We start from the raw sequence: 26,387 nt of genomic DNA on the forward strand, positions 1-26,387 counted from the left end.
GGGGGAACGGCTCCAGGGGTTCGGACGGGGACGCGTTATGCGGGCGGCACCGCTCCGTCAACGGGCACGGCCGGGGCCGGTTCCAGCAACTGGTAGCTCTCGGCCGCCTCGGCGGGCGGTCCGCGGCGCCTGGGAAGCGCCTGCACGCGCAGCACCAGCACCCGCCCGTTGCGGGGAAAGGCGACCACCGCGCCGGGCCGCACCGGGCAGTGCGCGCGGTCGATCCGGCGCCCGTCGATCCGCAGGAACCCGCCCTCGGCAAGCGCCTGCGCGGCGCTGCGCGTCTTGGCCAGCCGCGCGAACCACAGGAAGCGGTCGAGCCGCATCGACTCGGCGCCGGCGGGCGTCGGATCAGCCACGGTGCAGGTCCAGCTCGGCGAGCGCGGCGAAGGCGTTGCCAGGGCGCGGCACCGTCGGCGCGGGGCGGGCCGGGGCCGGGCGGGGGCGGCCCCGCCACGCCCAGCGCGGCTGCTCGCCCTCGGGCTTGGCGCTGCGGAAGCCCAGCCGCGCCATCAGCCGTGCGATCGTTTCCGCCTGCAGCCCGATCGAGGTGGCGAGCGCGGGGTCGGGCGCGAACGGCTTGTGCCCCTCGCGCGCGTCGTGCGCGGCGCGGGCGATGCGCTCGACCAGGTCGACGCGCACCGCCTGCGCCCCTAGCCGGCGGAACCCCCAGGCGCGGGTGTCGCCGGGCAGGACCGTCGCGGCGGTGGGCGCGAGCGGCTCGACCGGGCGGCCGTCGCGCGCCGCGAGCAGCGCCGCGCGCCAGCGGGCGGCGGCCGGGCGGAACAGCCGCGCGTCGAACAGGTCGAGCGTTCCGACCGTCACCCCGGTCCGGCGCAGCTGGCGGCGATCCTCGGGCGCGAGCGAGTCGAGCATCGCGCCGAGCGGGTCGCGCGGCGTGATGCCGCCGACCTCGGCGAGCGCGGCGGCGACCGCGCGCAGCGGTGCGCTCGCCGCCGGATCGCGCGACAGCGCGGCGAGCCGGGCGAGCACCGGCGCGCGTCGCGCCACCTCGTCGGCGAGCCAGCCTCCGATCCGCTCGCGCACCGCCGTCTGGGCTGCGCGGTCGAGGCAGTCGAGGCTGCGGTCGAGTTTCACCAGCGGCCGGTCGAGCGTCGGACCGCTCGCCAGCGTGGCGACGGGCAGGCCGTTCCAGCGGATCGCCGGCTTGGCGCCGGGTTCGGCATCCAGCGCGAACGCCGTGTCGGGCGCTTGCGCCAGCGCCGCACCGCGCCGGCGCAGCTCGCCGGCCAGCCCCTTTTCCGCGGCCGAGATCAGCAGCCGCTTGTCGGCGACGCGCGCCTCGGGTGCGACGTGGAAGCGGAAGCCTTCGAGCCGCCCCAGCACATGCGCGTCGACGCTGACCTCGCCATCGGCGCCGATTTCGACCGGCAGGTTGCTGGCGTCGGCGCCGATGCGGCGCAGCAGCACGGTGGTGCGCTGATCGACGAAGCGCTGGCGCAGCCGGTCGTGCAGCGCATCCGACAGCCGTTCCTCGATCGCGCGGGTACGGTCGGCCCAGTGCGCGGGCTCGGCGAGCCAGTCGGCGCGGTGGGCGATATAGGCCCAGCTCCGCGCCGCGGCGATGCGCCCGGCGATGGTCTCGACATCGCCGCCGACATTATCGAGCCGCGCGATCTCGTCGGCGAACCATTGGTGGGGAAGGTGGCCCCTGCCTTCGCTCAGATGCTGGAAGATGCGGCCGACGAAGCGCGCGTGCGGATCGGCGCCGAGCTTGCGGAAATCGGGCAGACCGCATGCCGCCCACAGCCGCGCGACCATCGCCGGGCCGCGCGTGCGGGCGCGCACCCAATCCTCCTCGGCGAGCCGCTTGAGCACTGCCAGGTCGACCGCCTGCGGCGCGGCGCGCAGCGCGGGGTGGTCGGGCCGGCGCTCGAGGCTCTCGATCAGCGCGTCGATGCTGGCGAGGCTGGGGCGACCCTCGCGCCAATAGAGCTGCTCGAGCGGCGGCACGGCATGCGCCTCGATCGCCATCACCTCCTCGGGCGTGAAGGCGCTCGGCCCTTCCTCGCTCAACGCACCGAAGGTGCCGTCGCGCTGGTGGCGGCCCGCACGCCCGGCGATCTGCGCCATCTCGGAGATCGTCAGCCGCCGCTGGCGCCGTCCGTCGAACTTGCGCAGCGAGGCGAAGGCGACATGCGCGACATCCATGTTGAGCCCCATGCCGATCGCGTCGGTGGCGACCAGATAGTCGACCTCGCCCGACTGGAACATCTCGACCTGGGCATTGCGGGTGCGCGGGGAAAGCGCCCCCATCACCACCGCGGCGCCGCCCCGCATCCGGCGGATCGCCTCGGCCACGGCATAGACCTCCTCGGCGGAGAAGGCGACGATCGCGCAGCGCCGCGGCAGCCGCGACAGCTTGCGCGCGCCGGCATAGGAGAGGGTGGAGAAGCGCGGCCGGTTGAGGATCTCGGCATCGGGCACCAGCGCGCGCACCATCGGCCGCAGCGCCTCCGACCCCAGGATCATCGTCTCCTCGCGTCCCCGCGCGCGCAGCAGCCGGTCGGTGAAGACGTGGCCGCGCTCGGGATCGGCGCCGAGCTGCGCCTCGTCGAGCGCCACGAACGCTACCTCGCGGTCGAGCGGCATGCTCTCGGCGGTGCACAGGAACCAGCGCGCGCCGGGCGGGACGATCCGCTCCTCGCCGGTGATGAGCGCGACTTGGTGCGCGCCCTTCATCGCCACCACCCGGTCGTAGACCTCGCGCGCGAGCAGCCGCAGCGGGAAGCCGATCATCCCCGAGGCATGGCCGCACATCCGCTCGATCGCGAGATGAGTCTTGCCGGTGTTGGTGGGCCCCAGCACGGCGGTGAGCGGGCTACGCGCGAACTGGCTCATATCGCAGCGAAACATCGGCGCTGGCGCGGCGAAGTGCAAGGGCACGGGCGCCCTCCCGTCATCCCAGCGCAGGCTGGGATCTCGTTCCACAGGCGGCGTCCTCGCGGCCTGAGATCCTGACTTTCGTCAGGATGACGGGTGAGTGTAGCTGGAGTCTCGCTCTCGCGGGTTCCGCAGCTTACCGTCTCTGCCCCACGCTCCGCCGTGATCACAGCCGGCTAAGCCGCTCGTTAGTTTGACTTTAACCCACCACCTGCACAGGAAAACGGCTCGACCGGGTCGGGCGGTCGACACGAGGGGTGCGCTTTTCTTGTTTCTGCGCAACGATCACGGACTGGAATTCGCCGGAAGCGCCAGCGCGCGGTCGTTCGGCATGGCGGCGCCGCGTGCGCCCACGCTTGCCGAGACGCTCCAGCGCCGCTTCCCCAGCTTCGACGTCGCGCCCGATCTCGGCGCGCAGATCGGCTCGCGTGAATGGTGGTGCGGGGCGGCGACCTGCACCGCGCTGCTCGCCGCGGCCTGGATGCTGTCGCCGGGGATCGGCCGACCGATCCGCGCGGCGGTGCCGGCCGCGCTCGACGGACGCGACTGGGACGAGGCGCGGGCGCAGCGCTTCGCGCCGCGCGCGCTCGGCGCGACCAGCGGCATGCACATGGCGGCGACCAGCGGCGTCCGCCCGCTCGCCGACACGCCCGAGCGTCCGATCCTCGAACTCACCGCGACGCTGGGCAGCGGCGGCGGGCTGGCGGGCGCGCTCAAGCGCTCGGGCGTCGGCGCCGACGATGCCGCCCGTGCGGTGGCGCTGGTCGACGGCCGCATCGCTGCGGGCGAGCTCGATCCCGGCACCCGGCTCGACATCACCCTCGGCCGGCGGGCCACCAAGTCGCAGCCGCGGCCGCTCGAGAAGCTGGCGTTCCGCGCGCGCTTCGACCTGGCGCTGGAGCTGGCGCGGGGCGACGCCGGGCTCGCGCTGAAGCCGATCCCGATCGCGGTCGATCACACTCCGCTGCGCATCCAGGGCCGCGTCGGCGGTAGCCTCTACCGCGCCGCGCGTGCCGCCGGTGCCCCGGCGAAGGCGGTCGAGACCTATATCAAGTCGCTGTCGACGCGCGTGCCGATGGGCCGCGTCGGCGGCAACGACCGCTTCGACCTGATCATCGAGCGTGCGCGCGCCGAAACCGGCGAGGTGAAGCTCGGCAAGCTGCTCTACGCCGGGCTCGACCAGGGCAAGCGCGCGGTTCGGCTGCTGCGCTGGGACGACGGCGGCAAGACTCAGTGGTACGATCCCAAGGGCATGGGCGAGCGCCGCGGCGGCATGACCATGCCGGTGAGCGGCCGGCTGACGTCCGGCTTCGGCTGGCGCGTCCACCCGCTGCTGCGCTTTCGCCGGCTGCACAAGGGGCTCGACATCGCCGCGCCGAGCGGCACGCCGATCCGCGCCGCGGCCGACGGCGTGGTCGCGCGGGCGGGACGCAACGGCGGCTACGGCAATTTCGTCAAGCTCAACCATGTCAGCGGCATCGCCACCGGCTATGGCCATATGAGCCGGATCGCGGTGCGTGCCGGGCAGCGGGTGCGGCAGGGCAGCGTGATCGGCTATGTCGGGTCGACCGGCATGTCGACGGGGCCGCACCTCCATTACGAGCTGTGGAAGAACGGTGCCGCGGTCAACCCGCGCTCGGTGACGCTAGCCAGCGTCCAGCAGCTGGGCGGCGACGATCTGCGCCGCTTCAAGACCACCTATGCGCAGCTGATGGCGGTGCCGGCCGGCGCGGCAAAGGCCGACTGAGCCACCGTGCTCCTGCGCGGGCAGGAGCATGTCTCACCACTACCGCCCCGCGCGCCAGCGGCGGATGGTGCGTTCGAGGATACCGTCCTCGCCGCCGGTCTCGCGCCACAGCTCGGAAAAGCGCGGATCGCCGGAGGCGGGGCGCTGCGCTTCTTCCAGCGTGTCGAAGCGCACCCGCATCGGCGTCGCCACGCCTTCGCCGGAGACGATGCACTCGCGGTTGCGCAGCGCCGGGATGGTGTCGAGGAAGGCGCGCGCGCCCTCGGGCATCGCCGCCCGCACGAACGCCTGATCGCGATCGTTGTTGAGCCGCATCGCCAGGATCGTGCCGCATTGCGACAGCACGCCTTCGGCCAGGTCGGACGGACGCTGGGTGATGAGCCCCAGCGAGACGCCGTATTTGCGGCCTTCCTTGGCGATGCGGCTGAGGATGCGGCCGACCGAGGAGGCATCGGCGTTGCGCTCGTTGGGGACGTAGCGGTGCGCTTCCTCGCACACCAGCAGGATCGGGCGCCTGGGCTCGTTGCGCGACCAGATCGCGAAGTCGAACACCATGCGGCTGAGCACCGCCACCACCACCGCGGTGATCTCGCTCGGCACGCCCGAGACGTCGATGATCGAGATCGGCTTGCCGTCGGAGGGGAGGCGGAACACCCGCGACAGGAACGCCGCCATCGTGTCCGCCACCAGCATGCCCGAGAACATGAAGGCGAAGCGCGGATCGGTGCGGAGTTCGTCGATCTTGGCCTTGAGCCGCAGATAGGGCGTGGTGTCGCCGGCGCGATCGATCTTGCCCATTTCCTGCTGGAGGATGTTGGTGAGGTCCGACAGCAGATAGGGGATCGGCGAATCGACCGTGAGCTTGCCGATCTCCTGCGCCAGCCGGTTCTTGGCGCGCGCGGCGAGCAGGCACTTGGCGAGGATGTCGGCGTCGACCTGCCGCTCGTTGCCCGCGCTGGTGAGCAGCACCTCGCAATGCTCGTCGAAGTTCATCAGCCAGTAGGGCATCTGCAGGTTCGACACGTCGTAGAGTGCGCCGATCCCCTCGAACGCCGCGGCATATTCGCCGTGCGGATCGATCATCACGATGTGCCCCTGCGGACTCTGCGCGCAGATGCGGTGGAGGATCAGCGCCGCGGCGGTCGACTTGCCGGTGCCGGTCGATCCGAGCAGCGCGAAATGCTTGCCGAGCAGCGCGTCGACCTGCAGCGTGGCGCGGATGTCGCTGGTGGGATAGACGTTGCCGATCTCGACATGGGCGCGGTCGTCGGCGGCATAGATCCGGCGAAGGTCGCCGGTCGTCATCGGATAGACCGGCGTGCCGGGCATCGGATAGCGGGTGACGCCGCGGCGGAAGCCGTGGAGCCCGCCGGTGGCGCGGTCCTCCTCCGCCTCGCCCAGGAAATCGATGCTGGCGATCGCCTGGCGTTCCTCGTCGGGGACGGCGCGGATCGCGCGGATCGTGGCGATCAGCCAGCCGCCGCTGGCGCGCATCCGCAGCTGGCTGCCGATCTGACCGGCGGTGGCGAGCGCCTCGTCGGCGTCTCCGGTAAGGGCGTTGACCGTATCGAGATTAAGGAGGATCTGGCTTGCCGCCCCGCCGACGTCGACCACGGCGCCGATCGTGCGCGGCGTGGCGGCGCGCGGCGTCGCGCCGTCGTGTAGCGATCGTGCGCCCGTCTGTTCCGTCACTCGCGTCTCCTCGGTCGATCGGACTTCGAATGCGCAGCGGAAGGTAAAGGTTGCGTTGGCGCGCCGGGCGCCCGCGGCGGCGCTAGAAGCGCCGCCACAGCGTGCCGGCGGCCCAGCCGAACAGCATCGACAGCGCCACCGCGACCAGCCCGTAGGCGAGCGAATCATGCTCGGCGGCCTGTTCGACGAAGCGCTCGAACCCGGACTTGCGGATGTCGATCTCACGCGTGGCGGCGGCGAGGACGCGGCCGTCGCGGATCAGGAAGGTCTCGGCGGTGAACCGTCCTACCGGCACGCGCGCGGGAATGTCGACGGCGGCGCGGTAGAGCACGCCGTCGGTGATCTCCACCGCGCCTGGCGCCTCGTAATAGAGGCCGTTGCGCCGCTTCAGGTCGACCAGCCCGTCGGTGAAGCGCGCCTGCTCCGGCGCGGTGGCGCCGGAGGCGGGGGAGAGCTGAAGGCTGTCGAGGCCGAGCTCGTAGATCGCGCGGGTGCGGTCGTCGACCAGCGCGCCGATCGGCTTGGACGAGGCGATCGCGTAGAAGGACGGGGCCGAGCGGAAGCGGGTGCGCGAGGCGTTGACCCAGATGCCGGCGACCTTCTCCTTCTCGCGCATCACGATCGACTGCGACGGGCCCTTGACCACGACCACCACCTCGGCCGGGTCGTCGCCCTCGGGCGCGCGGCCGCCGGGATAGAGGATCGCTCCGAACAGCAGCAGTTCGGCGCCGGTGAAGCTGTAGGCGATCTGGATGTTGCGGCGCGAGACGTCGGGCACCAGCACCGGCTTGGGCGCGGCGCCGAGCAGCAGCGGCGCGAGCAGCGAGAGGCCGAGCGTGCGCCTCACGACAGCTCGATCGTGTAGATCTCGTCCGGGCGCCAGCCGAGCCCCAGCGCCATGCGGAACGCCACCGCCAGCACCATCAGCGCCAGGATCAGCCGTAGATATTCGGGCTTCACCACCTGGGCGAACTTCGCGCCGATCTGCGCGCCGGTGACCGACCCGATCAGCAGCAGCACCGCGAGCACGATGTCGACAGCCTTCGTCGTCATCGCGTGGACCAGCGTCGCCGCCGCCGTCACGAACAGGATCTGGAACAGCGAGGTGCCGACCACCACCCGCGTGCCCATGCCCAGCAGGTAGAGCATCGCCGGCACCAGCACGAAACCGCCGCCGACCCCCAGCAGCACGGTGAGGATGCCGACGCCGAACCCCAGCAGCAGCGGCGCGAGCGGCGAGATGTAGAGGCCGGAGGCGTAGAAGCGCCAGCGCAGCGGCAGCGCGGCGACCAGCGGGTGGTGGCGGCGCCGGGCCGCAGGCGGCGCCTTGGCGCCGCGCAGCACGCGGATGCTGCCCACCGCCTCCTTGAGCATCAGCCCGCCGATCGAGCCGAGCAGCAACACGTAGATGAGCGCGATGACCGTATCGATCTGACCGGTCGCCTGCAGCAGCCGGAAGATGCCGGCCCCCGCGATCGAGCCGAGCACGCCGCCGACGGTGAGCACCGTTCCCATCCGCACGTCGACTCCGCCGCGGCGGAAATGGGCGAACACGCCCGACACGCTGGCGCCGGTCACCTGGCTTGCCGCCGATGCGGCCGCCACCGTGGGCGGGATTCCGTAGAAGATCAGCAGCGGCGTCGTCAGGAACCCGCCGCCGACCCCGAACATCCCCGACAGGAAGCCGACGCCGCCGCCCAGCAGCACGATCACGAGCGCGTTGACCGACAGGTTGGCGACGGGAAGGTAGAGATCCATTGTCGCCTCGATACCCGTTCCGCCGGGCCGGACAAAGCCTTCAGAAATCGGTGCCGAGCGTGATCGCCGGGCCGGAGCCGGGGGCGGCGTTGCCCGCGACGCGCTGCCGCCAGTCCGCGGCGATGCGGAGCGTCGGACCGCCGGTCGGCAGCGTCGCGACGATCGAGGGGCCGACGTCGAACCGGTTGGCGCCGCGCTGCGCGCCGCCCCACACGCCGGCGCCGAGCGCGAGCCGGGGGCCGCTGTCCGATCCGAGCGGAAGCAGCAGCCGCGCCGCACCGTCGGCATAGGGTTCGCGGCGTGCCCGCACGACGACGCCGGCCTGTCCGTACGCCTCCAGCTGCCAGCGCCCCGCCACCGGCGTCGGGTTGATTCCGGCGATCGCGCCGAGGGCGGTGCCACCGCGCGTCGAATCGAGGGCGACCCGCCGCTCGAGCAGCACGGCGACCGGCAGCTTGGCGGGCTGCCACTCGATGCCGAGCCCCGCCTCGCGCCCGCTGCCGCGCAACGGCGTCGACAGCCGCCCCGACAGCGCCACGGTGCGCGTCAACCCGTAGCGCAGCCGAACGCCGGCCTGGCTGCCGCCGAGCTGGACCGGGCCGAACGGGCCGCCGCCGGCCATGCTGCCGCCGCGCCCGACGAGCCAGGCGCTGACCGACCAGCGGCGCGGCGACGATGGCGGCACCAGCGCCGGAGCCGGTTCGACCGGGGCGACGCGCTGCACGACCGCCGGCGCCAGCGACAGCGCGTCGGGTGCGACCGTCTGCGCGCGGGCAGGGGCGAGCGCGGGATAGGCGATGGTGGGAGCGTTCCGACTGCGCGAGCGTCGCTCGCCTACGGGCGCAGGCGGACGCGGCATGCGGGCCAGCGACGGCGCGGCTTGCGGTGTCGGCGCGACATAGGGCGACTCGAGTGTCGCCAGGCGCGGTGCGCTCGCCTGTGCCGGCGCGGCGAGGTCCGCGGTAGGCCACAGCAGCAGCGCGCGGGCGCCGGTCCATCCCGCCAGCACCACCGCCAGGAACCGCAGGGGTCGGCCGGTGCCCCTCATGCCGCACGCTCTGCGGGCAGATCGGGGAAGTGGTGGGCGGTCTTGTCCCAGCGCAGCTCGGCCCCGCGCAGCATCGCCAGGTAGCGCAGCATCGCCCGGCGTGCGGCGAGCAGCGCGATGATGTTGGCGATGATGCTGCGGGGCATCGAGCGCGCACCCTCGCGCCAGCCGTAGCGCGTGCCGACGAAGTGCGCGCGCACCGCCATCCGCCAGCCGAGCAGCGCGGTGTTGACCATCAGCAGCAGCCGCATCGCCGGCGTGGCGTCGGCGCGGGCGGTGCCGGCCAGCAGGTGCGCCGCCTCCGACACGCCCCAGCCGACCAGCGCGAGATAGGCCGCGGCGAGCACCGGTACCGCCAGGATGGTGCGGCGGTCGCGCATCCGCATCCAGTGCTCGGTCGCGCGGCCGCGCTGCTGCCAGCCGATCCGGTCCCAGCCGGCGAGCGCGATGCCGATCATCCAGCGCGCCTTCTGCCGGACCGCCGCGTCGAGCGTGGCGGGAAAGAAGGCGCGGACGCCGACCGGCTGGTCGCCATCGGCCTCGGCTACGTTCAGGAACAGGCCGCTGCCGCCGAGCATCGCGATCGTCAGCCCGAGTTCGTAGTCCTCGGTCAGGCTCGCCTCGTCGAACGGCAGGCCGCCGCGAGCGATGGCGATGCGCGCGAGCATCGGCACCGCGATCGCGCAGCCGGTGCCGGCAAGCGGCATTCCCGCGCCAAGCGCCTGACGCACCGGCATCAGCTTGCCATGCGCTTCCGCGAATTCGTCGATGTAATGGCCCGAGATCCAGCGCGAGCGCGTGTCGGCGAGCGGCAGCACCGGCAGCTGCACCGTCGTCGCGCGGTCGAGCCCCTGGTCGAGCAGCCGCAGCTCCTCCGGATGGACCAGATCCTCGGCATCGTGGAGCACCACGCCCTTGAACGGCCGCCCTTCGGCGCGCTGGTCGGCGAGCAGCGCGTGCCACAGCGCGTTGAGGCAGTCGGCCTTGGTCGTCGGGCCGGGGCGCGGGCACAGGACCAGCCGCACGCGGCTATCCTCCGCGGCGACCGCGCCAACCGCGGCAATGGTGGCGGGATCGTTGGGATAGGCGCCGGCGTAGATGCGATAGTCGGGATGGTCGAACCGGGCGAGCGCGCTGCGCAGCATCAGCCCGATCACCGCGGACTCGTCCCACGCGGGAACGAAGATCGCCAGCCGGCCCGATCGCTGCTCCGCCTGCTGGCGCGGGATGGTGGAAGGCGACGGAGCGGTGCGCCGGCGCCGTCCGAAATGGACGAGGTCGGTCGCGAGATCGTCGATGCCGCCGATCAACACGCCGATCGCGGCGAACAGCACGACTTCGTGCAGCACCCCGTCCCACACCACGATCGCCGTCGCCAGGCCCCCCATAGCAACTTCCCCCGATTCGGATGGAAGTAGCATCCTGGTAAATGCAACATTAATCAAGACAAGGGTGCGGGGGTATCTACTCCAGCCGCTAACGGCTTTTCAATTCCATAGGAAAGCGAAGAAAAGACTCAGTAAAAGAGCCGCCTAGGAAGCGGCGGCTCTTCTGAGTTACCAGTAGAATCCTCGGATCACCTGAACGACCCGCCCGCGGCGGGTGTCGACCAGCAGCACGTCATCATAGTGGCGCACCCAACGCTGGCCGGGGCGGACCGGCGGGAGGCGGTAGCGCCACGGATCGGCAATGGCATAGCGGCTGCCGTAGTAGCTCGGCGCGATCCGGCCGCCGATGCGGAAGCTGTTGTAGCGGAACGGCGCATGCCAGTTGCCGCGCGCATAAAGCCGGCGGTGCTGGTCGCGATAGCCGCGCCAGTCGTTCTGCCCCCAACGATGGTCGCGGCCGTATCGGGGAGCGTCGTGTCGGCCGTTCCAGCGGCGGTCGTCCGGGCGGCGGTCGTCGTGTCGCCACGCGCCGCGCGGATCGTGCCGCGACTGCGCGCTGGCGGCGACCGGAGCGGCGATGCCCGCCAGCGTCGTGGTCGCGGCGAGAGCGGCAAGGATCAGGGTACGCATCGCGATCTCCTCTCAGGTTCCGGGCAGCGCCCGATGCTGGACGAGATAGGCCGGTGTCGCTGAATGGCGTTCGAACCGGCGCGTCAGCCAAGCGAAAGCTGCCGGCGCGGAGGCGAGCGCGTCAGTCGCGCGCGCGGCGGCGCAGCGCCAGCGCGTAGATCACCAGCGCGATCACGGCGAAGGCGAACCACTGCACCGCATAGGCAAGATGGTTGTTGGGCAGGTCGGCCGGATCCGGCGGCCGGCTGGCGGCGAGGCCGGGCGCGGGCGTCTCGGCGACGATCATGCGCGCGGTGGCCGGCTTGCCGCCGAACAGCGCGACGATCGCGGGGGTGCCGCCGGGCGCTTCGGTGAGCAGGCCGGTGACGGTGCCGCCGCGCCAGCCCGGATGGAAGTTCGGATCGCTGCCCACGCCCAGGTCGACGCGGAAGCCCGGCCCTTCCGCGCCGGTGCGGCACTGGGCGACGTGGCGCCAGCCGGCAAGGCCGTCGCGGCTGCGGCCGCCGGTGGTGGTCCAGCCGGTCACCTCCAGGCACTGGGCGGAGACGCGGCGGAACAGCACGTTGGCGTCGGGAAAATGGGGGAGCGCCATCACCGGCTTGCCGGCGTTGGCCGCGAAGCGGGCGATCAGCGCTTCCTTCTGCGCGCGCCGTTCGAGCTGCCATACTCCCAGGGCGACCATCGCCAGCACCGCGAACGCGACGGCGATCGTCGGCAGGAGCGGGATCCGCCTCACCGGTCGTCGCGGGTCAGCCGCGCCTCGCGCGCGGCGTTGCGGTACTCGAGCGCGAGCAGCAGCGCCTTGGTGAAGCGCAGCGATACCGCCACGCCGCCCAGCGTCAGCGGCAACCACAGCAGCACGTGCAGCCACCACGGCGGCGAGAACAGCAGTTCGACGAGCACCGCCAGCACCGTCACCAGCGTGCCGATCCCCATCGTCAAGAACACCGTCGGCCCGTCGCCGACGTTGAAGCGGAGGAAGTCGAGCCCGCAGGCGGTGCAACGCGGCGCGAAGGCGATGAAGCCGGCGAACAGCGTCTTCGCGCCGCAGCGCGGGCACAGCCCGCCGGTAGCGGCCGCCATCGGCGCCGGCGGCGCGCCGGCAGGCGTAGGAGCCGGCGGCGTGCCGGTGGGGCCGGTCACGTCAGCCGGCGTGGACCGGTGCGCCCCAGCCGCCCCAGACATAGACGCTGACGAACAGGAACAGCCACACCACGTCGACGAAGTGCCAGTACCAGGCCGCCGCTTCGAACCCGAAGTGCTGCCGCGGGGTAAAGTCGCCCTGGTACACGCGCACCAGGTTCACGATCAGGAAGATGGTGCCGACGATCACGTGGAAGCCGTGGAAGCCGGTCGCCATGTAGAAGGCGGAGGTGTAGTTGATCGTCCCGAACGGGAACGGTGCGTGAGCATACTCGTACGCCTGGATGCACGAGAACAGCACGCCGAGCACGATCGTCAGCCACAGCCCCTTCTTGACGTCGTCGTTCTCGCCGACGCCCAACGCCCCCCACAGCCCGGTGCGCGCGCCGCCGTGCTGGCCGTGGATCAGCGCGTGGTGCGCCCAGGTGATGGTGGTGCCCGACAGCAGCAGCAGGAAGGTGTTGAGCAGCGGCAGCTTGAACGAATCGAGCACCTCGATGCCGGCCGGCGGCCACTGCGCGGCGACCTGCGAGGCGGAATCGATCAGCGAGACGCCATCCTCGTGGCTGAACTGCACCGCCGCCGGGAACAGCGAGAAGTCGAACCACGCCCAGAACCAGCCGAGGAAGAACATCACTTCGGACGCGATGAACAGCACCATGCCGTAGCGCAGGTGGAGCTGGACGACGGGGGTGTGGTCGCCCGCGCGCGCCTCGCGGATCACGTCGGTCCACCACAGGCCCATGCAGGCGAGCACCGCGATCAGCCCGGCGCCGAACAGCAGCCCGCCATAGGCCGCGTCGCGCATGACCATGATGCCGCCGGCGGCCAGCGCCAGCGCGGCGAACGCGCTCAGCATCGGCCACGGGCTGGGCGGCAGGATGTGGTAATCGTGGTTCTTGGTTCCGGCCATGGTCGATCCCCATCCTCTCTTGTCGCGAAAGCCTAGCTTGGCGTCCGCGCGGAATCCACCGGGTAAAAGGTGTAGGACAGCGTAATCACCCGCACGTCGGCCGTGTCGGGGTCGCTGGCAAGCTTGGGATCGACGTAGAAGATCACCGGCATGCGCACTTCCTCGCCCGGCTGGAGCGTCTGCTCGGTGAAGCAGAAACACTGGATCTTGGTGAAATACTTGCCCGCCTGCGCCGGCGTCACGTTGAAGGTGGCGGTGCCGGTGATCGGCCGGTCGGAGGTGTTCTTCGCGACGAAGAACGCCATGTCGCGCGCGCCGATGTCGATCGTGTCGGCGGCGTTCTCAGGCCGGAAGCGCCACGGCAGGTTGGGCGCCACGTTGCTGTCGAAGGCGACGGTGACCTTGTCGCCGATCCCGCCCGGCGCCTGCTGGCCGCGCTGGGTCGTGCCGTTGAGCCCGGTCACCTGGCAGAAGACGCGGTAGAGCGGCACGCTCGCCCAGCCGAGCCCGGTCATTCCGACCGCGGCGAGGCCGGCGAGCAGCGCGGTGCGGCCGTTGCGGGTCATCCCAACCCCGCGCGGATCTTGACGATGCTGATCGCGAACAGCAGCACGACGAGCGCGCCGAGCAGCCACGCCATCACGCGGGCGCGCGCCTGCTGGCGGGCGCGGATCAGCGCTTCCTCCTCGGGCGTCACGGCAGCAGCCAGCGGTCGGCGACCAGCGCGCCGAACACCACGAAGAGGTACAGGATCGAATAGCCGAACAGCCGCTTCTCCGGGCGCATCGCATCGCCTTCGGGCGCGGTCGTGCGGGTCGCGACGCGCAGCGCGAACCAGCCGAACAGCGCCGTCGTGGCGACCGAGACCGCGCCGTAGAGCGCCCCGGCCAGCCCAAGCGGCCACGGCGCGATCGCCGCCACCGCCATCGGCAGCGTGTAGAGCCCGATCTGGGTGCGCGTGGCACGCTCGCCCGCCACCACCGGCAGCATCGGCACGCCGGCCGCGGCATAGTCGGAGCGGACGAACAGCGCGAGCGCCCAGAAATGCGGCGGCGTCCACAGGAACACCAGCGCGAACAGCAGCAGCGGCAGTGCGGCGACCTCGCCGGTCGCCGCCGCCCAGCCGATCAGCGGCGGGAAGGCGCCGGCGGCACCGCCGATGACGATGTTCTGCGGCGTGCGGCGCTTGAGCCACACGGTGTAGACCAGCACGTAGAACAGGATCGAGAGCGTCAGGATCGCGGCGGCGGCGACGTTCACCGCCAGCCCCATCAGCGCGACCGCGAAGACGGCGAGGCCGACGCCGAAGTGCAGCGCCGCCTGGCGGTCCATGCGTCCGTCTGGCAGCGGCCGGCCACGCGTGCGCTTCATCCGCGCGTCGAGGTCGGCCTCGTACCACTGGTTGAGCGCGCCCGCCGCGCCGGCGCCGAGCGCGATGCACAGGATCGCGGTGAAGCCGAGCACCGGGTGGATGCCCACCGGCGCCGCGAGCATCCCGCACAGGCCGGTGAACACGACAAGCGTCATCACCCGCGGCTTGGTGAGGGCGAGGAAGTCGCGCCAGTCGGCGGGAACCGTCAAGGGGATCGCAGTGGCCATAGGTCGCGTCCTGTATAGGCAAGGCGCAGGGGCGGCGAAAGGGTCGCCGCCGTCGAACGCCTTGATAGGCCGGCGCGACCGACAGGAAACGGGGTATCCCAACCCGTTCGTCAATCGTCCGGGCAGCATCGACGCTCTCGTCATGCGGACGGAAGTCAGCATCCAGATGCGCTGTGCCGACGACTCCAGCCGGAACGGCAACGAATCCTGACTTCCGTCAGGATCACCGTGGGGTGGCGGCGCAAAAAAACGCCCCGGAGAGACCTCCGGGGCGCTCTTCGCCGGGTCAGTCGACCTTCGGCAGCGTTTCGAACTGGTGATACGGCGGCGGCGACGAGAGCGTCCATTCGAGCGTGGTCGCGCCTTCGCCCCAGGGGTTGTCGGGGGCCCGCCGGCCGCTGGTGAGCGACAGGAACAGGTTCACGAAGAACACTACCATCCCCACCGCCATGATCAGGTAGCCGATCGAGGCGACGTAGTTCCAGTAGCTGAACGCGTCGGTGTAGTCGGGCATGCGGCGCGGCATGCCGTTGGCGCCCAGGAAGTGCATCGGGAAGAACAGCACGTTCACGCCGACGAAGAACACCCAGAAGTGCAGCTTGCCGAGGAACTCGTTGTACATCCGCCCCGACATCTTCGGGAACCAGTAGTAGAAGCCGGCGAACAGCGCGAACACCGCGCCCAGCGACAGCACGTAGTGGAAGTGCGCGACGACGTAATAGGTATCGTGCATCAGGTCGTCGACGCCGCCGTTGGCGAGCACCACGCCGGTCACGCCGCCGACCGTGAACATGAAGATGAAGCCGATCGCCCACAGCATCGGGGTGGGGAAGCGAAGCGAGCCGCCCCACATCGTCGCGATCCACGAGAAGATCTTGATGCCGGTCGGCACCGCGATGATCATCGTCGCGGCGGTGAAGTACATCTTGGTGTTCACGCTGAGACCCGTCGTGAACATGTGATGGGCCCAGACGATGAAGCCCACCGCGCCGATCGCGACCATCGCATAGGCCATGCCGAGGTAGCCGAACACCGGCTTGCGGCTGAACGTCGCGATGATGTGGCTGACCATGCCGAACCCCGGCAGGATCATGATGTAGACCTCCGGGTGGCCGAAGAACCAGAACAGGTGCTGGTAGAGCACCGGATCGCCGCCGCCGGCCGGATCGAAGAAGGTGGTGCCGAAGTTGCGGTCGGTCAGCAGCATGGTGATCGCCGCGGCGAGCACCGGCAGCGACAGCAGCAGCAGGAACGCGGTGACCAGCACCGACCAGGCGAACAGCGGCATCTTGTGCAGCGTCATGCCCGGCGCGCGCATGTTGAAGATGGTGGTGATGAAGTTGATCGCGCCCAGGATCGACGCGGCGCCCGACAGGTGCAGCGACAGGATCGCCATGTCGACCGAGGGGGAGGTCTCGCCATAGGTCGACAGCGGCGCGTAGACCGTCCAGCCCGTGCCGGCGCCGCCGAAGAAGGGCGAGGCGAGCAGCAGGATGCCCGAGGGCACCAGCAGCCAGAAGGACACGTTGTTCATGCGCGGGAACGCCATGTCCGGCGCGCCGATCATGATCGGCACGAACCAGTTGCCGAACCCGCCGATCATCGCCGGCATCACCATGAAGAACACCATGATGAGGCCGTGGGCGGTGATCATCACGTTCCACAGGTGGAGCGACTCGTCCAGGCTCTGTTCGGAGCCGGCGAGCCAGGTCGCCCAGCTGCCCAGATGCTGGATGCCCGGCTCGGCGAGTTCCCAGCGCATCAGGCCCGAGATCGCGCCGCCGACCACGCCCATGAAGATCGCGAAGATCAGGTAGAGCGTGCCGATGTCCTTGTGGTTGGTCGACAGGAACCAGCGCGCGAAGAAGCCGGGGCGATGGTCCGCATGGGGATCGTGGGTCCCGTGGTAGGGCGCCTCGAATGCGGAGGGCTGCAGGGCGGTGTCGGTCATGGCTTACTGATCCACGTTGCCGGCGCCGGCCGGGTTGCCGGTTGCGCCCTGGGTGACGGGAGTGGCGGTTTCGGTCGCGTTGACCGTCGGGCCTTCGGCGCCGGCGGCGGGAGTCGCCGTGTCGTCGGCGGTGTCGGCGGCGGGCTGCGCCGGCGCGGCGGTCGACGGCTCGCCCTCGCCCGGCATGGTGCCGCCCTTGGCGCGGATCCAGGCTGCGAACTCGGCCGGCGGCACCGCGTCGATCGCGATCGGCATATAGCCGTGGCGCGCGCCACACAGCTCGGAGCACTGGCCGAAATAGACGCCCGGCTTCTCGATGGTGAAGCTGGTCTCGTTGAGCCGGCCGGGGATGGCGTCGAGCTTCACCCAGAAGGACGGCACCGCCCAGCTGTGGATCACGTCGTTGGCGGTGGTGATCAGGCGGATCGGCACGCCGACCGGCAGCACGATGCGGTTGTCGGTGGCGAGAAGGCGCGGGCCGTCGGCATCGGTGCGGAAGCGCTGGCCGGCGGCGACCTGGTCGCGTTCCTTGAGCATGTTGGCGGTGACGGAGACGCCGCCGTTGTCCGGATATTCGTAGCTCCAGAACCACTGGTTGCCGATCGCCTTGATCGTCACGGCATTGTCGGGCGCCGGCTTGTACTGGTGCGCGAGCAGCCGGATCGAGGGCACCGCGAACACCGCCAGGATCAGCACCGGCACCGCGGTCCATAGGATCTCGATGGTGGTGTTGTGCGAGGTGCGCGACGGGTTCGGGTGCGCGGCGGCGCGATAGCGGATCACCACCCACACCAGCAGGCCCAGCACCAGCAGCACGATCGCGGTGATTACCGGCATCAGCAGATGGTTGTGGAAGCGCAGCGCCTCCTGGCCGTTCGGGGTCACCTGATCCTGGATGGCGACGACGCCGGCGCTGGGCTGGCCCTGGTTCTCGGTAGGCCGCAGCTTGGGCGTGCCGTCCGCGTTCAGCGTCGGGTCGGGAGCCGCTTCCGGCTGCGGCGCGGCAACGGTCGTGGGCGGGTTGACGCTGCCGTCGGGCGACGCCTCGGCCGATCCGGGCGGCGGCGTTCCCGCCTGCGGCGGCGCCGGCTGCGGAGCCGTCTGCGCCACTGCGGCCTGCGGCGCAGCGACGGCGTGGCCGGCCATCGTCAACGCCAAGCCGATGCCGAGTGCGGCCAGCTTCCATCCGGACAGCCCGTTTCCAGCCATTCGCATCCCCATCTACCCGTTTTCGTCGCGCGGGCTTGCGCATCCGGTACCCCGGACGAGGCCCATTCCAGGGGTATACGCAGCGTTTTCCCTTGTCTCAAGCGCGGGGTCGCTCTTTTTGCCGGCCCGATTGCCGCGCTGCCCCGCGCGGCCTAGAGAGGGCCTCGACCATGACCGACGACGACATCCTGGCGGAATTCCGCGCGGCCGAGGCCCTGCTCGAGGGGCATTTCATCCTTTCCTCCGGGCGCCACAGCCCGCGCTACCTCCAGTGTGCGCGCGTGCTGATGGATCCGCTGCGCGGCGCGCGGCTGGCCGAGGAGCTGGTGGCGCGGCTGCCTAGCGAGGTGCGCGGCGCGATCGACGCGGTGGTGTCGCCGGCGATGGGCGGGGTGATCGCGGGGCACGAGATGGGCCGTGCGCTCGGCCGTCCGGCGATGTTCCTCGAACGCCCGACCGGCACCTTCGAGCTGCGCCGCGGCTTCCGCCTCGATCCCGGCGCGCGCGTGCTGATGATGGAGGACGTGGTCACCACCGGCCTCTCGTCGCGCGAGGCGATCGCCGCGATCCGTGCCGCCGGCGGACAGGTGGTCGCGGCGGCGGCGTTGGTCGATCGCTCGAACGGCACCGCCGATCTCGGCGTGCCCTTCTATCCGCTGATCCGGCTCGACGTCCCGAGCTACGAAGCCGATGCGCTTCCGCCCGAGCTCGCCGCGACTCCGGCCGTCAAGCCGGGGAGCCGCGCGGCGGCGTGAGCGGCCCGATCCGCCTCGGCGTCAACATCGACCATGTCGCGACCGTGCGCAACGCGCGCGGCAGCGGCTATCCCGATCCGGTGCGCGCCGCGCTGCTCGCGGCGGAGGCGGGGGCGCAAGGGATCACCGCGCATCTGCGCGAGGATCGGCGCCATATTACCGACGCCGACATCGCCCGGCTGTCGGACGAGCTGCCGGTTCCGTTAAACCTGGAAATGGCCGCGACCGAGGAGATGCTCGGCATCGCGCTGCGCCACCGGCCGCACGCCGCCTGCATCGTTCCCGAGAAGCGCGAGGAGCGCACGACCGAGGGCGGGCTCGACGCGGCGGGGCAGTTCGCGCAGCTTGCGCCGATGGTCGCGGCACTGGGCGACGCGGGCATCCGCGTGTCGCTGTTCGTCGAGCCCGAGGCCGCGCAGATCGACGCCGCGCTGCGGCTCGGCGCGCCCGTCGTCGAGCTTCACACCGGCCGCTATGCCGAGCTGGACGAAGCCGCGCGCGAGAGCGAGCTCAGGCGCCTGGCCGATGCGGCGGCGCTCGCGGCCAAGAACGGCGTCGAGGTCCATGCCGGCCACGGCCTCACCTTCGACAATGTCGCGCCGATCGCGGCGATCCCGCAAGTGCGCGAACTCAACATCGGCCATTTCCTGATCGGCGAGGCGATCTTCGACGGGCTCGCACCGGTCGTCGGCCGGATGCGCGCGCTGATGGACGCGGCGCGGTGATCGTCGGGCTTGGCTCCGACTTGTGCAACATCGAGCGCATCCAGCAGTCGCTCGACCGGTTCGGCGACCGCTTCGTGCAGCGCGTCTTCACCGAGGTGGAGCAGGCCAAGGCCGCGCGCCGGCCGTTCACCCGCGCCGGCACCTTCGCCAAGCGCTTCGCGGCCAAGGAGGCGTTCTCCAAGGCGGTCGGTACCGGCTTCGCGCGCGGCGTGTTCATGCGCGACATCGGCGTGGTGAACGCCCCCTCGGGCGCACCGACGCTGGCGCTTTCGGGCGGAGCGAAGCGCGCGCTTGATGCGTTGATCCCGGCGGGGCATGTCCCCCATATTCACCTGACGCTCACCGACGACCACCCTTGGGCGCAGGCGTTCGTCATCATCGAGGCGCTGCCCGGCGCCCAGCAGGAAGTGCGATGACCGGAGACGAGCTGGTGCTGCCGTCCGAAACCTCCAAGCCCACCCCGGCGGCGCGGCCGCGCACCGATTGGGGGGCGGAGATCCGCAACCTGCTGATGCTGGTGCTCGCGGTGCTCGGCTTCCACAGCCTGGTGGCCAAGCCCTTCTACATCCCGTCCGAATCGATGATGCCGGGGCTGCTGGTCGGCGACCGGCTGGTGGTGACCAAATATCCCTACGGTTATTCGTTCGTCACCCCCGCCTTCCACCTGTTGCCGCCGTTCCACGGCCGGCTGTTCGGCAGCCTGCCCACGCCCGGCGACGTGGTGATCGTGACGCCGCCGGGCACCAAGACCGACTATATCAAGCGCGTCATCGGCCTGCCGGGCGATCGCGTGCAGGTGTCCGGCGGGATGCTCTACCTCAACGGCAAGCCGGTAGAGCGCCGCGCGATGGGCGACCGGATGATCCCGATCGACGCCAACACCAGCTGCCCGGCCTGGCAATATCCCGGCGCCGAGGTACGCGACGCCGCGGGCCAGGCGTTCTGCCGCCTGCCGATTTTCCGCGAGACGCTGCCCAACGGCCGCTCCTACGACACGATCGACGCGGTGCAGGGATCGATCGGCGACAATTTTGGACCGATCACCGTGCCGGCGGACCATGTCTTCCTGATGGGCGACAACCGCGACAACAGCGCCGACAGCCGCTTCTCGCTGTCCGAGCAGGGGCTCGGCGGGCCGGTGCCGTGGGAGAACATCGGCGGGCGCGCCGAGTTCATCACCTTCTCGCTCGACGGCACGACCGGGCTCAACCCGCTGACCTGGTGGCCGTCGCTGCGCAGCGGCCGCGCCGGCACCTCGCTCCACCCGGACGAGGCCAAGTGAGCAAGCGCGAGCGGGTCGACATCGAGCGCGCCCCGGGGCCCAACGAGCTTCGCGATCCCGTCGTCCGCGCCGAGCTGCGCAAGGCGTCGGTATGGTTCGGGCTGGCGGCCGCGATCGCGCTGGTGGTGCTGCTGATCCAGCCGCTGCTGATCATCTTCGGCGGGCTGGTGTTCGCGGCGATGCTCGACGGCGGCGTGCGGCTGCTCGGGCGGGTGCTGCCGATCCCGCGGGGGATCCGGCTGCTGATCGTGGTGCTGCTGGCGACCGCGTTCATCCTCGGCACCTTCTATCTGACGGGCGTGCAGATCGCCGCGCAGGCCGAGCAGCTCCGCTCGACGCTGGAGGTGCAGGGCAACCGGCTGATCGCCTGGGCGAACGGCACCGGCCTGATGCCGGCGCGCTCGGACATGAGCGGGCTGGCGCAGCAGGCGCTGGGCTCGGTCGGCCGCCTGACCTCGGCGGTGGGGACCGTGTTCGGCGCCTTCACCAGCCTGTTCATGATCCTGGTCATCGGGCTGTTCGTCGCGATGGAGCCCAAGCTCTACGACCGCGGGCTGCAGTGGATGGTGCCGGTCGGCCAGCGTGCCGAGTTCGCGGTGACGATCAACCGCATGGCGACGACGATGCGCCGGCTGCTCGCCGGGCGTCTCGCGGGCATGGTGTTCGAAGGCGCGCTCACCTGGCTGCTGCTGTGGATCACCGGCGTGCCGATGGCGCTGCTGCTCGGCATCATCACCGGGCTGCTCGCGTTCATCCCCAACATCGGCGCCTTCATCAGCGGCGTCCTGATGGTCGCGGTGGGCTTCAGCGCGGGGGCCGACACGGGGTTGTGGGCGATCGCGATCTACTTCGCGGTGCAGACCTTCGACGGCTATGTGCTGCTGCCGATCGTCGCCCGGCGGACGGTCGATCTGCCGCCGGCGCTGACGCTGTCGTCGCAGATCCTCGCTTCGACGCTGTTCGGCGTGCTCGGCCTCGCGCTCGCCGATCCGATGGTCGCGATGATCAAGGTCGCGCTGGAGCGCGAGTCCGAACGCGCCGCCAGGGCCGGCGTCCGGATGAGCGACGAAGACGAGGAAGCGGCACTCGCCTGAAGGATGGGCGCAGGCTTGTCCGGTCTTAGCGGGCTGTGCGCTGTCTCTCCCTCGATACGTCCTCTCGACGCAGGGCGTCGCCGGACCTCGGCAGCAAGAGGTGGGGCGCGGCGGTAGCTGCGCCTGCGCCTAGATCTTCTCCGGGTAGATCGGCTGGATGTCGACCGGGATGCCGCCCATGCTGTCGACCAGCGTCTGGGCATGGGCGTCGAGCTGCTGCCAGCGCGACAGCATCGCCTTGGCGCCGGCATAGTCGCCGTTGCCCTGGATGACGATCATGTCGTGGAGCAGGTCGCGCAGGCCCGCCTCCATCCTGGCATCGTCGATCCGGTAGCGCCCGGCGGCCGCGTCCCAGGAGAAGGCGCCCTTGTCGCGCAGATAGCCGTATTGCATCGCCGCGCCGCGGCCGTGCGCCTCGGCGGTGCCGAAGCGCATCGCGCGGAACACGCCCGCCAGATAGGTGGCGAACAGCTGCGGCTTCTCGGCGACCGGCAGCTCGCCCTTGTCCATCATGAACAGGATGTTCCACACCCCCATCACATCGGCCTTGGCTTCCTCCAGCGCCGACGCCTGCTCCTTGAGCTCATCGTTGACGCTGGTCTTGCGACCGGCGACCGTGATGTTGCCCGGCCCCAGGCTGTGCGACAGCTCGTGGAACAGCGTTTCGAGCTGCATGTACTTCTTGGCGACCAGCTCGGCCTGGTCGGGCACCAGCACCAGCGGCGCCATGGGCGCAAGGATGCGGTCGTACTTCGCGCCCAGCACGTTGGAGAGGATGACCTTCTTCGCACCCTTGGCCTCGCGTACACGCTCGTCGTTGGGCAGGTTGAACGCGATGGTGCGGCCGCCATGCTCGTTGTCGCCGCCGCCGCGCACCTGCTCGGCGACCGCGATCGGCGATTCGAACCCGCGGCTGAAGTTCTTGTAGCGCGCGTCGACCGGCAGGTTCGCCTCCATGTCGCGCAGATAATGCTTGTACTTGTCGAGCGCGGCGGACTCCTCGGGGTCCTTCAGCGTGACGAAGCTCTCAAACGCGGCCTTCGCGCCGTAGAGCCGGTCGGTGTAGACTTCGTAGGGGCCGATCGCGACCTCGATCGGCGTGTCCTTGAGGTCCATCCAGGCAAGCTCCGACTCGAAATACTCGTCGGTGCGGAACGCCTTGGCGCGCAGCGTCAGGAAGCGCTTGAGGCTGGCGTTGGTGGTGATCGCCGCGGCGCGTTCGAGCAGCTTGGCGGCGGGTTCGAGCCATTCGCGATACGCGACCGAATAGGGCACCGCCTTCAGCGCGGCGCCGTCGCGGCGCACCACCGTGTAGAGGCTGGTGAGCGCCGGCTTCTGGTCGGGATGCTTGGCGAGATAGGCGTCGAACTCCTCGCGCGTCAGGTCCTCCGGGTAGAAGCCCGCGCCCTCCGGCATCGGCCGGTCGCCCCAGAAGGGCCGCAGCTCGGCGAACTCGTCCCACGGCCCCAGGTTCGCGTCGAACCAGTCGAGCAGCAGCGGCTGGTCGGCACGGCGCATGCGCTGGATCGCCAGCCGCGTCTCCGGGTTCCGCACGTCGCGCTGGCGCAGGTAGATCGGCGTCATGAGGTCGGATGCCTGGATCAGCAGGTTCACCACCTGCCGCTCCTCGGCCGAGAGGAAGCCGGTGTCGGGCGCGATGTCGACGCGGGCGATCTTCGCGCGCTGCGCCTCGACCGAATAGCCGTCCTCCCGCGTGGCTGCCGCGCGCTGCTGCTGGGAAGCGGTTTGCGTCTCCGCACAGGCGGTGGTGGCGAGCAGGACGGCGAGAAGCGGAAGACGCATGGCAGACAACCTTGAAGTTCGAATCCGGGGGATCAGGCGGCGAGGCTCTTGCTCACCTGTTCCAGCATGTCCTTGGACAGGCCGGGGACGGAGAGGATGCGCTCCAGCTGCCGGCGCATCAGCTGCTGGCGCCCCGCATCGAAGCGCCGCCAGCGGCCGAGCGGGGGCATCATCTTGGCGGCGGTTTGCGGGTTCAGCCGGTCGAGCGCGATCAGCTGGTCGGCGACGAAGCGATAGCCGGAGCCGTCCTCGGCATGGAAGGCGCGCTGGTTGACGCTGAACGCCCCCACCAGCGCGCGGGCGCGATTGGGGTTGGCGAGGGTGAAGTCGCGGTGGCCGGCAAGCTCGGCGACAACCTGTGCGGTGTCGTCGCGCGTCGACAGCGCCTGGGTCGAGAACCATTTGTCGAGCACCAGCGGATTGTCGCGATAGCGGTTGTAGAAGATGTCGAGCGCGGCAACGCGTTGATCCCAGGGGCCGTTGACCAGCGTCATCAGCGCACCCTGGCGGTCGGTCATGTTGTCGGCCTGTTCGAACTGCGCGAAGGCGAGGTCGCCGATGTCGGCCGCGCCCGAGGCGGCGAGGTAACCGAGCGCCACCGTCTTCAGCCGGCGCTTGCCCTTGGCGTCGGGCGTGATTTCGAACGCGCCGGCCTCGGTATTGGCATAGGCTTCCCGCCAGTCGCTCTCCAGCGCACAACCGATATCGCGGCGCAGGGCCTCGCGCGCGCGGAAGATCGCGTCGGGATCGACGACCGGCATCTGGTCGCCGATGAAATTGTCGGACGGCAGCAGTACCGCCTCGGCGACGAAGGCGCGGTCGAGGTCGGGGTTGCGCAGCGTCTCGCGCACCGCCCCGATCACGGCTTCGTGGTCGCCGCGCCCGCTCGCCACCGACGCGACCAGCGTGTCGAGCATCAGCTGCTGCATCGCCTCGTAGCGCGCGAACGGATCGTCGTCGTGGCCCGATAGGAAGGCGAGATCGGCGGGGGTGCGGTTGGTGTCGACGATCACCGGCGCGGAAAAGCCGCGGTTGATCGACAGCATCGGGCGTTCGCCGACCGCATCGAAGCGCAGCGACGCCTCGCGGTCGGAGAGCAGCACCAGCTGCTCCTCGCCGAGCGGCCGGCCGGTGTCGCCGCCGAACAGCCGCAGCCGCAGCGGCAGCACCATCGGCTGCTTGTCCGGCTGGCCCGGCGTCGGCGGTACGCTCTGGGCGAGGTGCAGCGTCGCGGTGCCGCCGCCCGGCACATGCTCCAGCGTCGCGGTGACGCGCGGCGTGCCGGCCTGCGAATACCACAGCCGGAACTGGGCAAGGTCGACGCCGTTCGCCTCTTCCATCGACGCGACGAAGTCCTCGCACGTCGCCGCCGTCCCGTCGAAGCGATCGAAATAGAGGTCGGTGCCGGCGCGGAATCGCTGGGGTCCGAGGATGGTGTGCAGCATCCGCACCACCTCCGCGCCCTTGTTGTAGATGGTGGCGGTGTAGAAGTTGGAGATTTCGAGATAGCTGTCCGGCCGGATCGGATGCGCCAGCGGGCCGGAATCCTCCGGGAACTGCGATGCGCGCAGCGAGCGCACATCCTCGATCCGCTTGACCGCCGCCGATCCCTGGTCGGCCGAAAAGCCTTGGTCGCGGAAGACGGTGAAGCCTTCCTTCAGCGAAAGCTGGAACCAGTCGCGGCAGGTGACGCGGTTGCCCGACCAGTTGTGGAAATACTCGTGCGCCACCACGGCTGCGACCGCGTCATAGTCGTGGTCGGTCGCAGTGTCGGGATCGGCCAGGATATAGCGCGAGTTGAAGATGTTGAGCCCCTTGTTCTCCATCGCGCCGAAGTTGAAATCATCGACGGCGACGATGTTGAACACGTCCAGGTCGTACTCGCGGCCGTAGACGCGCTCGTCCCACGCCATCGACGTCTTGAGCGCGTCCAGCGCGTGGTCGGTCTTGGCAAGGTCCGTTTCGCGCACCCAGATGGCGAGCTTCACCTCGCGGCCGCTGGCGGTGACGAAGCTGGCGCGGTTGGCGACCAGATCGCCCGCGACCAGCGCGAACAGGTAGGACGGCTTGGGGAAGGGGTCGTGCCACTCGGCCCAGTGGCGGCCGTCGTCCAGCTCGCCCTGTGCGACCGGATCGCCGTTGGCGAGCAGCACCGGGAAGCGCGCCTTGTCGGCGGTCATCCGCACCGAATAGCGCGCGAGCACGTCGGGCCGGTCGGGGAAGAAAGTGATGCGGCGGAACCCCTCCGCCTCGCACTGGGTGCACAGGTTCCCGCCCGAGGCATAGAGCCCCATCAGCTGAGTATTGCGATCAGGCGCGATCGCGACTTCGGTCTCGACCACATGGGCGTCGCCGTCCAGGTCGATCACCAGCGCGTCGCCGTCCATGCGCCAGCGGTCGTTACTGCCCGCGACGCCGTCGATCCCCACCGACAGCAGCTGGAGCCCGTCGCCGTCCAGGCGCAGCGGCCGATCATGGTCGCCGTTGCGGCGCACCGTCAGCGTCGCCCGCACGACGCTGCGCGCCGGGTCGAGATCGAAGTCGAGCGCGATCTCCGGCACCTGCCAGTCGGGCGCCTGATAGGCGCTGCGCAGGATCGGCGCGGGCGGCTGGTCGGGAGAACGGAGCACGTCGGCCATCATCAAACCCTCGGCAGAGTGGGGGGGGCTGCAGGGTGCGCGCGTGATTGCGTCGCCCCGCGGCCCGCTGCATAGCTCCGTCATATGTCCTCGACGCCAAGGATTCC

Annotated in this window: 24 protein-coding genes; 6 read left to right on the forward strand and 18 right to left on the reverse strand. The window is 70.6% G+C overall.

All coding sequences use genetic code 11. The annotated features are described in order from the left end of the window. Nucleotides 1-35: 35 nt before the first annotated feature. A complete protein-coding gene (locus ACBY01_RS07490) occupies nt 36-326 on the reverse strand; it encodes an RNA-binding S4 domain-containing protein (RefSeq protein ID WP_416460244.1) in 291 nt (96 codons plus the stop codon). A 25-nt stretch (nt 327-351) separates the two neighbouring features. Next, a complete protein-coding gene (locus ACBY01_RS07495) occupies nt 352-2,862 on the reverse strand; it encodes a helicase-related protein (protein WP_416460183.1) in 2,511 nt (836 codons plus the stop codon). A 310-nt stretch (nt 2,863-3,172) separates the two neighbouring features. Between ACBY01_RS07495 and ACBY01_RS07500 the strand changes: the two genes are divergently transcribed. Beyond that, nucleotides 3,173-4,651, forward strand: a complete 1,479-nt coding sequence (locus ACBY01_RS07500) for a M23 family metallopeptidase (RefSeq protein WP_416460184.1) — start codon at nt 3,173-3,175, stop codon at nt 4,649-4,651. Nucleotides 4,652-4,690: 39 nt separating this feature from the next. Here ACBY01_RS07500 and ACBY01_RS07505 read toward each other — a convergent pair whose 3' ends face one another. From ACBY01_RS07505 to coxB, 14 genes are all read right to left on the reverse strand, one after another. After that, nucleotides 4,691-6,343, reverse strand: coding sequence for an ATP-binding protein (locus tag ACBY01_RS07505; RefSeq protein ID WP_416460185.1), 1,653 nt, complete (start codon nt 6,341-6,343; stop codon nt 4,691-4,693). 82 nt (nt 6,344-6,425) lie between these two features. Beyond that, nucleotides 6,426-7,190 (reverse strand): TIGR02186 family protein, encoded by a 765-nt coding sequence (locus tag ACBY01_RS07510; RefSeq protein WP_416460186.1) that lies wholly within the window; start codon nt 7,188-7,190, stop codon nt 6,426-6,428. After that, entirely contained in the window at nt 7,187-8,101 is a 915-nt protein-coding gene (locus ACBY01_RS07515) for a sulfite exporter TauE/SafE family protein (RefSeq protein ID WP_416460187.1), read from the reverse strand. The genes ACBY01_RS07510 and ACBY01_RS07515 overlap by 4 nt, the downstream gene beginning before the upstream one ends. A gap of 40 nt (nt 8,102-8,141) precedes the next feature. Then, nucleotides 8,142-9,149, reverse strand: coding sequence for a hypothetical protein (locus tag ACBY01_RS07520; RefSeq protein WP_416460188.1), 1,008 nt, complete (start codon nt 9,147-9,149; stop codon nt 8,142-8,144). Beyond that, the gene (locus tag ACBY01_RS07525; RefSeq protein ID WP_416460189.1) at nt 9,146-10,537 is read right to left on the reverse strand and encodes a glycosyl transferase family protein; all 1,392 of its coding nucleotides are present in this window, start codon (nt 10,535-10,537) and stop codon (nt 9,146-9,148) included. Before ACBY01_RS07525 ends, ACBY01_RS07520 begins: the two co-directional genes overlap by 4 nt. A 168-nt stretch (nt 10,538-10,705) precedes the next feature. Then, on the reverse strand, nt 10,706-11,167 hold the full coding sequence (locus ACBY01_RS07530; RefSeq protein ID WP_416460190.1) for an RcnB family protein: 462 nt from the start codon (nt 11,165-11,167) through the stop codon (nt 10,706-10,708). A gap of 121 nt (nt 11,168-11,288) precedes the next feature. Then, nucleotides 11,289-11,903 carry an SURF1 family protein gene (locus ACBY01_RS07535; protein ID WP_416460191.1) on the reverse strand — a complete coding sequence of 205 codons (615 nt, stop codon included), beginning with the start codon at nt 11,901-11,903 and terminating at the stop codon, nt 11,289-11,291. Further along, the gene (locus ACBY01_RS07540; RefSeq protein ID WP_416460245.1) at nt 11,900-12,250 is read right to left on the reverse strand and encodes a DUF983 domain-containing protein; all 351 of its coding nucleotides are present in this window, start codon (nt 12,248-12,250) and stop codon (nt 11,900-11,902) included. Before ACBY01_RS07540 ends, ACBY01_RS07535 begins: the two co-directional genes overlap by 4 nt. A 61-nt stretch (nt 12,251-12,311) precedes the next feature. Next, complete coding sequence (locus ACBY01_RS07545; RefSeq protein ID WP_416460192.1) at nt 12,312-13,223, reverse strand: cytochrome c oxidase subunit 3; 912 nt, start codon at nt 13,221-13,223, stop codon at nt 12,312-12,314. Between the two features lie 32 nt (nt 13,224-13,255). After that, the gene (locus ACBY01_RS07550) at nt 13,256-13,789 is read right to left on the reverse strand and encodes a cytochrome c oxidase assembly protein (RefSeq protein ID WP_416460193.1); all 534 of its coding nucleotides are present in this window, start codon (nt 13,787-13,789) and stop codon (nt 13,256-13,258) included. Beyond that, complete coding sequence (locus ACBY01_RS07555; protein ID WP_416460194.1) at nt 13,786-13,920, reverse strand: hypothetical protein; 135 nt, start codon at nt 13,918-13,920, stop codon at nt 13,786-13,788. Before ACBY01_RS07555 ends, ACBY01_RS07550 begins: the two co-directional genes overlap by 4 nt. Further along, nucleotides 13,917-14,822 (reverse strand): heme o synthase, encoded by a 906-nt coding sequence (locus ACBY01_RS07560; protein WP_416460195.1) that lies wholly within the window; start codon nt 14,820-14,822, stop codon nt 13,917-13,919. Before ACBY01_RS07560 ends, ACBY01_RS07555 begins: the two co-directional genes overlap by 4 nt. 286 nt (nt 14,823-15,108) lie before the next feature. Further along, a complete protein-coding gene (gene ctaD / locus ACBY01_RS07565) occupies nt 15,109-16,773 on the reverse strand; it encodes a cytochrome c oxidase subunit I (RefSeq protein ID WP_416460196.1) in 1,665 nt (554 codons plus the stop codon). Nucleotides 16,774-16,776: 3 nt separating this feature from the next. Continuing rightward, nucleotides 16,777-17,982, reverse strand: coding sequence for a cytochrome c oxidase subunit II (gene coxB / locus ACBY01_RS07570; protein WP_416460197.1), 1,206 nt, complete (start codon nt 17,980-17,982; stop codon nt 16,777-16,779). A gap of 170 nt (nt 17,983-18,152) precedes the next feature. On the opposite strand from coxB, the gene pyrE reads away from it, so the two are divergent. From pyrE to ACBY01_RS07595, 5 genes are read left to right on the forward strand one after another with little or no spacing between them, the layout of a single operon-like run. Further along, a complete protein-coding gene (pyrE, locus tag ACBY01_RS07575; RefSeq protein WP_416460198.1) occupies nt 18,153-18,737 on the forward strand; it encodes an orotate phosphoribosyltransferase in 585 nt (194 codons plus the stop codon). After that, nucleotides 18,734-19,462 carry a pyridoxine 5'-phosphate synthase gene (locus tag ACBY01_RS07580; protein WP_416460199.1) on the forward strand — a complete coding sequence of 243 codons (729 nt, stop codon included), beginning with the start codon at nt 18,734-18,736 and terminating at the stop codon, nt 19,460-19,462. The genes pyrE and ACBY01_RS07580 overlap by 4 nt, the downstream gene beginning before the upstream one ends. Next, on the forward strand, nt 19,459-19,878 hold the full coding sequence (gene acpS / locus ACBY01_RS07585; protein ID WP_416460200.1) for a holo-ACP synthase: 420 nt from the start codon (nt 19,459-19,461) through the stop codon (nt 19,876-19,878). The genes ACBY01_RS07580 and acpS overlap by 4 nt, the downstream gene beginning before the upstream one ends. Next, the gene (gene lepB, locus ACBY01_RS07590; protein WP_416460201.1) at nt 19,875-20,744 is read left to right on the forward strand and encodes a signal peptidase I; all 870 of its coding nucleotides are present in this window, start codon (nt 19,875-19,877) and stop codon (nt 20,742-20,744) included. The genes acpS and lepB overlap by 4 nt, the downstream gene beginning before the upstream one ends. After that, nucleotides 20,741-21,838, forward strand: coding sequence for an AI-2E family transporter (locus ACBY01_RS07595; RefSeq protein WP_416460202.1), 1,098 nt, complete (start codon nt 20,741-20,743; stop codon nt 21,836-21,838). The genes lepB and ACBY01_RS07595 overlap by 4 nt, the downstream gene beginning before the upstream one ends. A gap of 129 nt (nt 21,839-21,967) precedes the next feature. On the opposite strand, the gene ACBY01_RS07600 is transcribed toward ACBY01_RS07595, so the two are convergent. Further along, complete coding sequence (locus ACBY01_RS07600; protein WP_416460203.1) at nt 21,968-23,641, reverse strand: dipeptidyl-peptidase 3 family protein; 1,674 nt, start codon at nt 23,639-23,641, stop codon at nt 21,968-21,970. Between the two features lie 32 nt (nt 23,642-23,673). After that, nucleotides 23,674-26,280, reverse strand: coding sequence for an aminopeptidase N (gene pepN / locus ACBY01_RS07605; RefSeq protein WP_416460204.1), 2,607 nt, complete (start codon nt 26,278-26,280; stop codon nt 23,674-23,676). Nucleotides 26,281-26,387 lie beyond the last annotated feature (107 nt).

It is taken from the genome of Sphingomonas mangrovi, from assembly GCF_047975845.1.
In the GTDB taxonomy this organism is placed as follows: domain Bacteria; phylum Pseudomonadota; class Alphaproteobacteria; order Sphingomonadales; family Sphingomonadaceae; genus Sphingomonas.